The sequence below is a fragment of the Pleomorphochaeta caudata genome (assembly GCF_055395745.1).
In genome coordinates this window covers 1,713,476-1,726,157 of sequence record NZ_AP042458.1, presented here as the reverse complement: position 1 = coordinate 1,726,157, position 12,682 = coordinate 1,713,476, and the positions used below count along the sequence as shown (strand labels likewise).

Here is a 12,682-nt window from a genome sequence, read left to right as displayed (position 1 = left end):
TTTTAATAATCATGAGTTTCTTGATATAATTTTTTAATTTCATCTGGTATTTTGTCTTTCTCTAACTCCATTACAGCTTTTTCAGAACCTAATTCTGAAGCCTTGCCATAATACCAGCACTTAAATTCAATTAACTTTAATACATGTTGTAATTCCGAAATTTGGCCTAGAATATCTTTTTTTCTTTCTTCAAACATTTCTTTTCGTTTTTCAATTGAAGAATCCCCTTCAGCACACCAATCTTGGAATACTTTAATGTCTTTTAAAGACATACCAGTCTTTTTTAAGCATTCTATCATGTTTAATGCATCAAGACTTTTTTGGTCAAATTCTCTAATTCCACTTTTTGTTCTTTTTATAAAAGGTAATACACCTTCTTTTTCATAATATCTTATTGTATGTATTGTTAGATTAAATTTCTTTGCTACTTGACTAATTGAATAGGTCACAACAAATTACCTCCTAAATCTAATTTTTCATAAACCAATTTTATTGCTTTATCTAATTTATCCAAAGCTTCAATTACAATCTCTTTTGAACAAGCTACATTCATTCTTAAAAAGCCTTCACCACCTTTACCATAATGATCACCTGCTGTTAAATATAATCCTGTTTCATGACGTATAAAGGCAGCTAATTTTTCACTATCACTTGTAATAGTTTTACAATCCAGCCACATTAGATATGTTGCTTCAGCATCAATAACTTTTATCTTAGGTATATTTTTTTCTATATAATCTGTTACTAAATCTTTATTATCAGAAATATATTTTCTTAAAGCATCTAACCAAGGGCCCCCTTCATTAAATGCTGCAGTAGCAACTGTTGTAGCAAACACATTAGGTTCAGCAACTTCATCGGTATTTAAACCTCTTTCCACTTTATCTCTTAAAAATTTATTAGCAATCATTACAGCAGAGCTTTGCATACCTGCTAAATTGAAAGCTTTAGTTGGAGAAATACAAGTTACACTATTTTGCTTACATTCTTCATTTACAGATGCAAAAGGAATATAAGTTTTATTTGGGATAGTAATATCACAATGTATTTCATCGGATAAAACTACTACATTGTTTTCTTTACAAAGTTTTCCGATTTTTATTAAAGTCTCTTTGTCCCAAATCTTTCCAACAGGGTTATGAGGATTACAAAGAATCATAAGAGTTGTTTGTGGGTTACTCAATTTTTCTCTCAAATCTTCAAAATCAATAGAGTATTTTCCCTCATCATAAACTAAAGGACTTTCTAAAACTTTTCTTCCATTATTAATTATTGAATTATAAAATATATTATAAACAGGACTTTGAATAACTACGTTTTCAGCTACAGTAGTTAACTTTCTTACAATGCTAGAAATTGCTGGAACAACTCCAGTGGAAAAGATTAACCATTGTTTTTCAATTTCAAAATTATGTCTTTCTTTCCACCATTTAATATAAGCATCATACCAAGAATCAGGGACTATAGAATAACCAAATACTCCATGATTTACTCTGTTATTTAAAGATTCAATAACACAAGGTGCTGTTTTAAAATCCATATCAGCAACCCACATAGGTAATTCATTTTCTTTAACATCCCATTTTAAACTATTTGTATTTCTTCTATCAACAATAGTATCAAAGTCATATTTCACTATATTTTTCCTTACTTAATTTTAAAAATTAATAACTTTTTTAGCATTTTCATTATCTAAGCGACTGATAATTTGTGTCTTTGATGGATCAATCTTATCCTCTTCAAGAATAATTTCACCATATTCATCTGCTCTGATTATTCCTGATGTAGGATTTTTTACACTATCAATTTTACCAATAACATCAACATCAACAGTTGAATATTCAAAAGCTAAATCAGTTTTAATTAACTTGCATCCTTTTAGTACCAAGTTATCAATATAACACATTCCTTGTAAACTTTCGATTGTACAATTGATTAAAGTTAAGTTTTTAGCATTCCAACCTAAATATTCACTAGAAATAAATGAATCATATACTGTTACATTTTCACTATTCCAGAAAGCATCTTTTGTTAAGATCTTTGAATTTCTAATTGTCATGTTTTTTACACCATCAAAAGAATATCCACCAACTAAATCTAGATTATCAATATCAAGGTTTTCACAATTCATAGCAAAGTAATCACCTCTTACATTAACATTCTTTAATTCAATGTTTTTGCAATTCCATAAAGTTTCTGAAGCGTTTGAAAGACTAATATTTTCTAAAGTAACCCCATCACATCTTCTAAAGTTTTTTGGGGCCTCTATAAGACTATTTTTTACAGAAATTGAATTAGTATACCAAACTCCAGCTCTAGCATCTTTTGACCAAATAGAATCATTTACTTCTACATTGTTACTATACCAAATAGGATATTTCCATTTAAAGACACTATTTTTTACATCAATATCGTGACATTCTTTTAATGGAGATTCTCCATCTTCGAAAATTGTATTTGTAATAGAGAGATTTGCTTTATTAAATAGAGCTCTTTCTCCGGTTAAAATTTGTTGATTAATTATTTTTTTATCCATTATTTTACCTCAGTACTAAAACTAACCATAGAGCTAACTTTAGGTCAAGAGGTATGAGCTATTTTTTTCATCTTTTTTATGTTTTTAACTTTGGAAATTTTTATAATTTATGTATACATCAAAAAATAAATAAAATTTTGTATTTATAGATACTTGATTGTAAACATACTCAGATGATAACCTTATGAAAACTAAATTTTGAATATATTTATAGAGAAGGAATATAATGGAAAAAGCTAGCGCAAATAATGTAGAGCATCATGAAAAAAAGAGAAATAGTTTTTCAAGTAAAATGGGATATGTATTATCAGTTGCAGGTTCAGCTGTTGGATTAGGAAATATTTGGAGATTCCCCTATTTAGCCGCAAAATATGGTGGTGGAGTCTTTTTACTTGTTTATTTAATTTTAATGATTACATTTGGTTATGCACTTATTATATCAGAAACTACAATTGGTAGAATGACAAAAAAAAGTCCTGTTGGAGCTTTCCAAACATTTGGTAAAGGGTTTTCCTTTAAATTTGGTGGTTGGATTAATGCCATTATTCCAATGCTAATCGCCCCTTACTATTGTGTAATTGGTGGTTGGGTTACTAAATATCTATTTGAATATATAAAACTTAATTCAAATCCATTAGCTAGAGACGAATATTTTACAAGCTTTATTACAAATGGAGCTAGTGTTGAACTTTGGTTCATTGTTTTTTCTGTTATTGTAGTATTTATTATCATACTGGGAGTTAATAAAGGTGTTGAAAGAGTATCAAAAATAACAATGCCACTTTTAGTAATATTAGCTATCTTTGTTACAATCTATTCAATTACAAGACCAGGTGCAATGGAAGGTGTTAAATATTTCTTAATCCCTGATTTTAGTAAATTCTCTTTAATGACCGTTGTAGCTGCTATGGGACAAATGTTCTATTCTCTATCTATTGCTATGGGTATTTTATATACTTATGGTTCATATATTGATAAAGATGTAGATATCGAAAAATCAACTTCTCAAATTGAAATCTTTGATACAGCTATTGCTATTTTAGCTGGTCTTATGATTATTCCTGCAGTATTTGCCTTCTCACCAGGAGAGACAACATTGCAAGCAGGACCATCTTTAATGTTCATTACACTTCCAAAAGTATTTGCAAGTATGGGCTTTGGTTCAATTGCTGGTATTATATTCTTTTTACTAGTATTCGTTGCTGCAATCACAAGTGCTATATCTTTAGCAGAAACTAGCGCTTCAACTTTTGAAGATCAATTTGGTTGGAGTAGAATAAAAAGTAGTATAATTATTGGTATAATTATGATTGTTTTAGGATCTACTTCAGCTCTTGGATTTAGTAGCTTAGATTTCATTTCAATATTAGGAATGGGAATATTAGATTTCTTCGACTTCTTAACAAATTCAATAATGATGCCTATTGCTGCTATTGCAACATTGATTTTAATTGTTAGAGTTATTGGACTTGATACAATTGCTAAAGAAGTTGAATATTCTTCAAAATTCAAAAGAAAAAAATTATATAACTTCTTTATTAAATATTTAGATGCAATTTGTTTAATCATAATTCTACTGAGTTCAATTGCTAACGTTTTTGGATGGATTAATTTATAAAAATCAATTATTATCCATTAAAAAGGATAAAAAATGGATAATACAAAAAGATTTTCTTCAAGAGTAGACAATTACGTCAAATATCGTCCAAGTTATCCTCAAGATGCTATATCTTATTTATTTAATAAAGGAATAAATAAAAATAGCATCGTTGGAGATATTGGATCAGGGACTGGAATTTTAAGTAAATTATTAATTAATAATGTAAAAAGCCTTTACTGCGTTGAGCCAAATGATGAAATGAGAAATTATGCACAAAGCACATTATCAAAATATGATAATTTTTTTTCAATCAATGCAACAGCTGAAAGCACTACCCTTAAAGACAATAGTTTAGATGCCATAACCGTAGCCCAAGCTTTCCACTGGTTTGATATTGAAAAATGCAAATTAGAATTTAATAGAATATTAAAACCTAAATCAAATATCTTTTTAATTTGGAATAATAGATTAACAAATACCCCTTTTCTTAAAGAATACGATCAAATATTAAAAGACCTTTCTAATGATTACAATACAGTAAATCATCAAAATTTAGTTGATAAAGAATTTGATTTATTTTTTGATAAGAAGTGGGAAAAAGTAACCTTTGAGAACTATCAGATATTTAATTTTGAACAATTCAAAGGAAGAGTATTTTCTTCATCTTATACACCAGAAGAATCTGATTCAGCTTATTCCTCTTTCTATAAAGCAATAGAAGAATTATTTGAAAAAGAAAATACTAATGGGTTTGTAAAATTTAATTATACTACTGAGATAATCTCAAACAAAAATTAATTTATTTTTAAATCAACAAAAGCAATAACCATAATAGCTAATAAAGTAATTACTTCAATTATAGCAAAGAAAATATAATATGTACCATGGCCACCAGAAATAACTGCTAATATATTAACTATAGCTATTACTAAGTTGACCCATTTATAGAATTTCTTATCTGCAAAAAGGCTTAAAATTATCATAACAATAGCTGATTCCATTAATATGGCACCAACTAATAATCCACCGGCTGGGACAGAAGATGTACCAGCCATAATACTTCTAATTGGGGATGATGCATCCATCAAAGATAAAATATCTGCATATATCATATTAATTAATACAGATACCCATAATGCAAATAATAAACATTTTTTCTTACTCATAATTCACCCCTCTTATTAAAAATTAGTCATCACCTTTTTTATTGAATGCTTCAAAAAATAATTCTGCTAATTTAACTGAAAGTAAAGACCCAACACTAATCAATTGATCTAAATAATCATTTGGTTCTAATACAGGATAATTAGTTAACCATCTTAAAAAAGATGATACTAAAAAGTCTGAAAAAGAATCTGCAACAATAGGGAGTTCACTCTCATATCCATCAGATACCAATATATCAGCTACAATTGGTTTTAAAACATCACCAAAATAATCACGCAAACTATGAGGCCCCATTTCTTGGAAGGCTTTTTTATAAAAATTTTGATTTTTATAAATGCAAGACAAAAAGCATAAAGCCCCATCATAATTTTGCAAGGTTCCAACTTCTTTCAAAGTGTAATCAACAACTTCTTCTTTAAATATCCAAATTAGCAATTCATATTTATCGCCGAAATGATAATAAAAAGTTTTTCTATTAATACTACAATCTCTACAAATATCAGAGACTGAAATTTTACTAATAGCTTTCTTTTCCATTAGTTTTTTCATTGAAAATGCAATAGCATTTTTTGTTAATAAGTTATTTGCCATAATAAAAACTATTCTTTTTTTCCTTAAAGGGAAAACTCAGCACTTAAATAAAAGGCTCCAACTATGTATGAGTTTTCTGTTAATGGTTTATTCAAAATATTTTTGCTATAAATTATATCTAAATCCCCTAAAATTGTATCAATTGTTGATACATAACAAGGATTTGCACCAAATTTATATTCCTTAGTAGTTATTACTTTAGCAGCAATTAAATTAAATAACAAATTATTTTGATATCTGTCTATTTCCTCTTGTGATAAATCTTTTTCTAAGCTCTTAATATAATAATAAGGTAGAACTGACTTATCTTTTAAGATAGCGTCTTTTACAGTATCTTCATAAGCCTTTCTATCTTCATATACTTCTAATGATGAAGGATAAGCACATAATTGTAAACTAACTTTACTCTTTTCATTCATCTCGCCTTTTACTAATCCTGCGTGTAATAGATTTGCTATAAAAGCACTACTATCATCCAAAGAAGCAAAAAGTACTGCAGGTAGTTCAGTTGTTTGCCCTAAACTTAAAACAGGTTTACAAACATACTTATTTGAATTAACAAAATGAGAATCAACTCCTACAAAATCATAATCTTTACTATCTTTTTTTATTCTAGCAACTAACTCTAAGCCATCATCATATTTATATGTTTTATAATCATAATCCTCACCAGGTTGCTTTTCTAAATTTGTAAATAAATCAATTATTTCATTTTGATTGCGTGAAAGCTCACTTAATCCTAAACTATCTAAAAAAAATGCCATATTTCCTCCAATTCATTCTAATAGTAACAATAAAAAGACTTGATGAAAAGTCTATTACTCAATAGTATGTACCTCATGTATGAAAAATTAACAAAGAAAGATGGTTTTCTTGATGGATTTCCGATCTTTTTAGGCTACCTTTCTACAGCTATAGCTTTTGGCTTAGTTTGCAGAAATATTAACATTTCATTTATTTACAGTACTTTAATTAGTATGACTAGTTTTGCTGGTAGTGGTCAATTTTTAATGGTCAATTTATTAGCAAATGGTGCATTAATTTTTGAATTATTTGTTTCTATTTTACTAATAAACCTTAGATACTTATTTATGGGTGCATCCTTGAATCAAAAATTACCTGAAGATATTACACTACTTCAAAAAATCATTGTAGCTTTCTCTACTACTGATGAAATTTTTTCTGTAGCAATATTAAAGCCTCAAAAATTAAATTTTTCATATCTATTTTCTTTAGAATTAACTAGCTATTGTGGTTGGATATTAGGCACAATGATTGGCTATTTGATTGGAATTGCTCTTCCTCATAAATTACAATTAGCTCTAGCTATAACTTTATATGCAATGTTTGCATCTCTTTGGGGACATGAAACTAGAAATCATGGATATAAAATTGTAATTGTTGGTTTGATTTCTGCATTAATAAATTCATTTTTAATACTAATTGTTAAACTAGCTATTGGTTGGTCATTTGTAATAGCAATGCTACTTGCAACAGTTATTGGATCATTTATCTTAAGGAGTGAAGATGTTTAATATTAATTTACCTATGATAATAATCATTTTAATAGCCTCTGTAGCTACTCTACTTCCTCGTTTTATTCCTTATTTCTCTCCAATAATAAATAAAATACCTGAAAAAATAAAAGAAAAATTAAAAATTCTTCCAATAGCAGCTTTAGGTGCTTTGATATTTCCTTTTTCTTTAATTGATTTTAATCCATTATGGATTGCTTCTTTAGTAGGGGTTTTAATAGCTTTCCTATTAGGTTATTTAAAATTTAACATGATTATCTCAATTATCTTTAGTGTTATTGCAACATATTTATTACTAATGATATTATAAGAGTATGTTTGATTTTCATCGTCATTTTACAAAAAGTCCTGCAATAGAAAATGCTTTTTATGCTACATCTTCAATAAATGAGTGGGATAATTTAGCTAAGTTTAAAAGTCTGGGTCTTTTAGCAGATAATTTAACTATGGATAAAATGTCTTTTGAAAACCACTTAAAAAAAAGATTAAATTCAAATAATAAACTCCATATTGGAGAAATTGGCCTCGATAAAAGATATTCTAATTTTGATAAACAATTAGAATTCTTCAATTCTGCCATTAAGATTGCATATGAATTTGATAGAATATTAACAATACATATAGTAAATGCTAATTCCGCATTAATTGAAATATTAGAAGAGAATATAAATAAACTCCCCAAATATATTATTTATCATGGATTTAATAAAAGTCTAGAATTAGCAAAACAGTTGAAAAAATATAATGTTATTGTTAGTATCAATCCCAAAATCATTAAGACTAAATTATTCAATAATATTACTGATTTAGATAATTTAGGCTTTTTAGTAGAAAGCGATTGGGATCAAATAACCGACCAAGGCTACAATAATTATTTTACCTCTTTTATTTCAACACTTGAAGATAAAGGAGCAATACACTTTAAGGATATAAACAATGAATTCAGATCAATTCTTGAGAATTTCTAGATTAATCGGAGATGATAACGTAAATTTACTTCATGAAAAGAAAGTTATAATTGTTGGGATGGGTGCTGTAGGAAGTATGTGTTTAGAATCCTTAGCTAGATGTGGTGTTGGCTCTTTTAAACTTATTGATTTTGATGAAATTGGTGTAACTAATATTAATAGGCAAATTATTGCAACATGGGATACTTTAAATAAAGTAAAAGTCGATGTTGCAAAAGAAAGAGTATTATCAATTAATCCAGATTGCAAAGTAGAAGCTATTAAAGGCTTCTTTAGTGAAGAAACAGCTGAATCCTTGATAGATAAAGATGCAGATTTAGTTATTGATGCAATTGATTCTTTAAATCCTAAATGCTCGCTAATAACATATTGCTATCTTAATAAAATAAACATAATAAGCTCTATGGGGGCTGCACTAAGAAGAGAACCCTCTCTAGTTCAATGTGGAGATTTATTTGATACTTATGGATGTCCTTTGGCAAAACTCGTTAGAAAAAGAGTTCGTCATAGAGGAGTTGATAGAGGTATAAAAGTAGTATTCTCTCCAGAATTACCTAGATACGAATACAAAAAACCTGAAGAGGAAGAACATGTTGATTTTAATGAACAAATTCTTGAAAGAGGTAGAGTTAGAAATGTACTAGGATCTCTACCTACTTTAACTGGTATTTTTGCTTTAAACTTAGCCCATTTAGCATTAAAAGAATTGCTAGGAGAAAAGGAATTTACTGGAGAACCAGCTTTTAACTCTAAAGAAAAATTTTTACAGCATAAAAAATCAAAGAAAATTTAAATTCCTAAAACTTTTTGATACATGAAAATTTGGAGCCTCTGAATCAATATCAAATAAAGCTAAATAATGTGGCTTTTGTAATTTATCTCCACACTTATAAAAATTGGCTGAAATTTTTTGTCCAGTAATCTCTTTATCACAATTTATTAAGTTCCATTTATATAAATCAATAAATATCTTTAATGTCCAATGGCAGTTGTTTTTTTCATCACTAATTATATTTACTTCTCTAGAAATGTCTTCTATATCTTTTGTATCAAATAGTTTTCTATTAAATCTATCTTTACCCTTTCCAACCAAACAAAAGGAAGTTGCACTAATTTCAAAATTTAAATATTCTGCTGAATTCTCATTTTTTAGAAAACATTCAAGACAACTATCTTCATATACATTATCATTATTAAATTTTGATTCTCGCCTTATTTCTTCTTCAAAAACATCGAAATCTAAAATTAAATTTTTTTGATCATGTGAAATTTGTAAATATACTTCAATATTTTTTCCACTGTTCCATAAAGCTTTTAATTTATATTTTTGCTTATCTTTATCTATATTATTATTTAATACTATTATCTCATCCATAAAAAACCTTTTAAGCACATGAAAAATATTTTAGCGTTTTTAGAAAAAAACTCAAGCAATTTCACAATTTTTCTCTTTTTAAATATTAAGAATTAAAATTCTACTTTTTTATTAGGAGTATAAAATGGAATCGAAAAAAATAAAATATGCCTTTTCTCTTTTTGTTTTTACAATCATCTGTCTAAGTTTTATCGGCTGTGCCGATGAAGGAAATTCTAATTTAATTGATTTACAATTATCTCTTACAAGTAAAGCAAAAACTAATACATCAAGAGATATATGCCCCAGTAATGATGAATTAACAGTTTTTAAGTTTATTGTAAATGGAATTGGTCCAAACGATAAAACATTTAATCTAGAAACTATTGAACAAACCACTTTATTAACCGATCTTGTAAAAGGAAAATGGGATATTTCAGTAACAGGATATAATAAAAATGATGAAGCTATTGTTGAGGGCAGTGGCACTTATTATCTTTTTAATTCACAATCCAAAGTAAATATTAGTTTAGATTATATCAATGGCGAGGGTCAAATCGATATAGATTTATATTGGAATGTTGATCAAGTAGATTCAAGTAAAGTGGGAGTTATAACCACATATTATAAATTAGAAAACAACAATTTCTCAGAATATGAAATAGCCGATACAATTACTTATGAAAATGGTCATGCAATAGTTAGTACCCCACTTCCATCCGGTAGTTATATAATAGCTTCAAAACTATTTAGCGGAACAACTGAACTAGCAGGATTTGCTGAACAATTAAGGGTATTAGCAAATCATACTACTTTAGGCTCAAATACATTTATAATTGGTGATACAACTTTAGATTACGGGATTACTTTTACCTGTAATACACATTTACCTATTCAAGGAGTTATAACTTCAACGCCAACCACAATAATAGAAAATCAAGAAATGACTTTAATCTTTAGCCCTACAACTATTCCAGATGGATATACTGAAGATCAAATAAATTATCAATGGTATTATGAAGGAGCTCCTATTGAAGGCGAAACTACTAATACATTAACAATTCTACCAGTAAAAGGTGAACATAGATACGATTTATTTAGTTACATAGATGGAATTTCAGGCACTTTAGGAAGTACAAAAATAATTATTACATGTAATTAAAAAAAATTAATTTTCTCTACTACCAATTTTGAATTGACAAATGCAAGAAAGATATTCATATTTAGGTTATGAAAAACGACGCACCAACAATTCTAATGGAAATACCAATTAAATGTGGATTTCCATCTCCCGCAATAGATAGTAGAGAAAATCCTTTAGATTTTAACGATCTATTATTAAAACATAAATATTCCACTTACTGCCTTAGAGCAAGTGGTAATAGTCTAGAAAAAACGGGAATTTTTGATGGAGATATTTTAGTTGTCGACAAAAGCATTGAAGCTAAAAATAATGATTTAGTAATTGCAGAATATCAAGGCGAATTTACTGCAAAGAGATTAAAAATCAAAGATAATAGAATTTTTCTTCATCCAGAAAACAATCAATATGAAGATATAGAAATTAACAATGTAGATGATTTTGCTTTATTTGGAGTTATTACTGCTGTTGTAAGGACATTACGTTAATGATTGGCCTTTGCGATTGTAATACCTTCTACGCCTCTTGTGAAAAGCTTTTTAGACCAGATTTAAGAAACAAACCTATTGTAATTCTTTCTAATAATGATGGGTGTATTGTATCTCTTTCTAACGAAGCTAAAAAATTAAATATAAAAAGAGGAATGCCTTATTTTAAATACAAAGATTTATTAACACAAAACAATGTAGAAGTTTTCTCTTCTAATTATACTTTGTATCAAGATATATCTGATAGAGTCATGAATTGTTTACAATCTACTGTTGGTAAAATTTCTCCCTACTCAATTGATGAAGCTTTTTTTATTATGCCCGAATCTTTAACACCAGAAGAAATCAGAAAAACAATACTTAAAGATATTGGAATAGAAGTATCAATTGGCGTTGCAAGAACAAAAACCTTAGCAAAAATTGCAAATAAAATAGGAAAAACTCTTGAATCTAATTGTCTTTATTTAAAACCTGAATGGGAAGAAAAAGCCTTATTAAAAACTGAGGTTGGTAAAGTTTGGGGAATTGGAAGGAATAAAGCAAAATTTTTAAAAGCTCACAATGTTCATACTGCCTATGACCTAATTCAAAAAAATGAATTGTGGATTAAAAAAAATCTTAGTATAACAACTTTTGAAACGGTAAAAGAATTAAAAGGTATCCCTTGTATTACTATAGAAAATCCAAAAAATGAATATATTTGTAGTGGAATTACATTTTCAAAACCTAGAACATCTATTGAAGAGTTAGAAGAAGCTATAGCCTGTCACTGTACTATAATTGGAGAGAAATTAATCGAAAAAAACTTAAGTGCGCAATCTTTAAGTTTAAATATTTTCACAAATAGATTTGAAGAAAATTATATATCACCTATTTCAACTATATTTTTAAAAGAACCTACAAATTATATCCCAAATTTAATTATTGCAACAAAAGCAATTTTAAACAAAATTTATAAGGAAGATAAATATAAAGGCTGCAGAATTTGGGCAACCGAATTATCTCAATCTAATTATAGACAATTAAATCTTTTTGATAGTGCTCAGCACAATGAACTATTAAAAAAACAAGATAAACTTGCAAAAGTTGTTAATGAAATATCTAAAGCATATGGAAGAAAAAAAATAGCTAGTGGAGCTACAAACAAATTAGAAAAAAATAACTTACAAGCTAGAAACAAGCTATCTCCAAGATATACAACAAAATGGGATGAAATTCCTATTGTAAAATTATAATATAAATACATCTACTATTTATTTTGTATAAAAATAAAAATCATGTAATAAATAAATATTGATTTTC

16 protein-coding genes are annotated in these 12,682 nt (G+C 27.7%); 9 read left to right on the top strand and 7 right to left on the bottom strand.

Annotated elements, in window-relative coordinates; translation table 11 throughout:
* Window positions 1–2: 2 nt before the first annotated feature.
* From ACZ5RS_RS08030 to ACZ5RS_RS08020, 3 genes are read right to left on the bottom strand one after another with little or no spacing between them, the layout of a single operon-like run.
* Window positions 3–449 (bottom strand): MerR family transcriptional regulator, encoded by a 447-nt coding sequence (locus ACZ5RS_RS08030; RefSeq protein ID WP_464634250.1) that lies wholly within the window; start codon window positions 447–449, stop codon window positions 3–5.
* Entirely contained in the window at window positions 446–1,636 is a 1,191-nt protein-coding gene (locus tag ACZ5RS_RS08025; RefSeq protein WP_464634248.1) for a MalY/PatB family protein, read from the bottom strand. Before ACZ5RS_RS08025 ends, ACZ5RS_RS08030 begins: the two co-directional genes overlap by 4 nt.
* A gap of 21 nt (window positions 1,637–1,657) precedes the next feature.
* Window positions 1,658–2,536, bottom strand: a complete 879-nt coding sequence (locus ACZ5RS_RS08020; RefSeq protein ID WP_464634246.1) for a DUF3737 family protein — start codon at window positions 2,534–2,536, stop codon at window positions 1,658–1,660.
* A 226-nt stretch (window positions 2,537–2,762) separates the two neighbouring features.
* On the opposite strand from ACZ5RS_RS08020, the gene ACZ5RS_RS08015 reads away from it, so the two are divergent.
* On the top strand, window positions 2,763–4,154 hold the full coding sequence (locus ACZ5RS_RS08015; protein WP_464634244.1) for a sodium-dependent transporter: 1,392 nt from the start codon (window positions 2,763–2,765) through the stop codon (window positions 4,152–4,154).
* 33 nt (window positions 4,155–4,187) lie between these two features.
* Window positions 4,188–4,934, top strand: a complete 747-nt coding sequence (locus ACZ5RS_RS08010) for a class I SAM-dependent methyltransferase (protein WP_464634242.1) — start codon at window positions 4,188–4,190, stop codon at window positions 4,932–4,934.
* Here ACZ5RS_RS08010 and ACZ5RS_RS08005 read toward each other — a convergent pair.
* The 3 genes from ACZ5RS_RS08005 to ACZ5RS_RS07995 are packed head-to-tail and all read right to left on the bottom strand — an operon-like array spanning window position 4,931 to window position 6,658.
* Complete coding sequence (locus tag ACZ5RS_RS08005; protein ID WP_464634240.1) at window positions 4,931–5,302, bottom strand: DUF6326 family protein; 372 nt, start codon at window positions 5,300–5,302, stop codon at window positions 4,931–4,933. The genes ACZ5RS_RS08010 and ACZ5RS_RS08005 overlap by 4 nt on opposite strands.
* Before the next feature lie 22 nt (window positions 5,303–5,324).
* Entirely contained in the window at window positions 5,325–5,894 is a 570-nt protein-coding gene (locus tag ACZ5RS_RS08000) for a TetR family transcriptional regulator (RefSeq protein WP_464634238.1), read from the bottom strand.
* A 23-nt stretch (window positions 5,895–5,917) separates the two neighbouring features.
* Entirely contained in the window at window positions 5,918–6,658 is a 741-nt protein-coding gene (locus ACZ5RS_RS07995; protein ID WP_464634237.1) for a hypothetical protein, read from the bottom strand.
* A gap of 75 nt (window positions 6,659–6,733) precedes the next feature.
* Here ACZ5RS_RS07995 and ACZ5RS_RS07990 point away from each other — a divergent pair, with 75 nt between their 5' ends.
* From ACZ5RS_RS07990 to ACZ5RS_RS07975, 4 genes are read left to right on the top strand one after another with little or no spacing between them, the layout of a single operon-like run.
* Window positions 6,734–7,429 carry an AzlC family ABC transporter permease gene (locus ACZ5RS_RS07990; RefSeq protein ID WP_464634235.1) on the top strand — a complete coding sequence of 232 codons (696 nt, stop codon included), beginning with the start codon at window positions 6,734–6,736 and terminating at the stop codon, window positions 7,427–7,429.
* Entirely contained in the window at window positions 7,422–7,739 is a 318-nt protein-coding gene (locus ACZ5RS_RS07985) for an AzlD domain-containing protein (RefSeq protein WP_464634233.1), read from the top strand. Before ACZ5RS_RS07990 ends, ACZ5RS_RS07985 begins: the two co-directional genes overlap by 8 nt.
* 4 nt (window positions 7,740–7,743) lie before the next feature.
* Window positions 7,744–8,397 (top strand): TatD family hydrolase, encoded by a 654-nt coding sequence (locus ACZ5RS_RS07980; RefSeq protein ID WP_464634231.1) that lies wholly within the window; start codon window positions 7,744–7,746, stop codon window positions 8,395–8,397.
* Window positions 8,366–9,190: a tRNA threonylcarbamoyladenosine dehydratase gene (locus ACZ5RS_RS07975; RefSeq protein ID WP_464634229.1), complete on the top strand. Its 825-nt coding sequence runs from the start codon at window positions 8,366–8,368 to the stop codon at window positions 9,188–9,190. Before ACZ5RS_RS07980 ends, ACZ5RS_RS07975 begins: the two co-directional genes overlap by 32 nt.
* Here the strand turns inward: ACZ5RS_RS07975 and ACZ5RS_RS07970 are convergent.
* The gene (locus ACZ5RS_RS07970) at window positions 9,176–9,772 is read right to left on the bottom strand and encodes a carbohydrate-binding family 9-like protein (protein WP_464634227.1); all 597 of its coding nucleotides are present in this window, start codon (window positions 9,770–9,772) and stop codon (window positions 9,176–9,178) included. The genes ACZ5RS_RS07975 and ACZ5RS_RS07970 overlap by 15 nt on opposite strands.
* A 124-nt stretch (window positions 9,773–9,896) precedes the next feature.
* On the opposite strand from ACZ5RS_RS07970, the gene ACZ5RS_RS07965 reads away from it, so the two are divergent.
* From ACZ5RS_RS07965 to ACZ5RS_RS07955, 3 genes are all read left to right on the top strand, one after another.
* On the top strand, window positions 9,897–10,913 hold the full coding sequence (locus ACZ5RS_RS07965) for a hypothetical protein (protein ID WP_464634225.1): 1,017 nt from the start codon (window positions 9,897–9,899) through the stop codon (window positions 10,911–10,913).
* 68 nt (window positions 10,914–10,981) lie between these two features.
* Window positions 10,982–11,380, top strand: coding sequence for a LexA family protein (locus ACZ5RS_RS07960; protein WP_464634223.1), 399 nt, complete (start codon window positions 10,982–10,984; stop codon window positions 11,378–11,380).
* On the top strand, window positions 11,380–12,615 hold the full coding sequence (locus ACZ5RS_RS07955; RefSeq protein WP_464634221.1) for a Y-family DNA polymerase: 1,236 nt from the start codon (window positions 11,380–11,382) through the stop codon (window positions 12,613–12,615). The genes ACZ5RS_RS07960 and ACZ5RS_RS07955 overlap by 1 nt, the downstream gene beginning before the upstream one ends.
* Window positions 12,616–12,682: the final 67 nt, after the last annotated feature.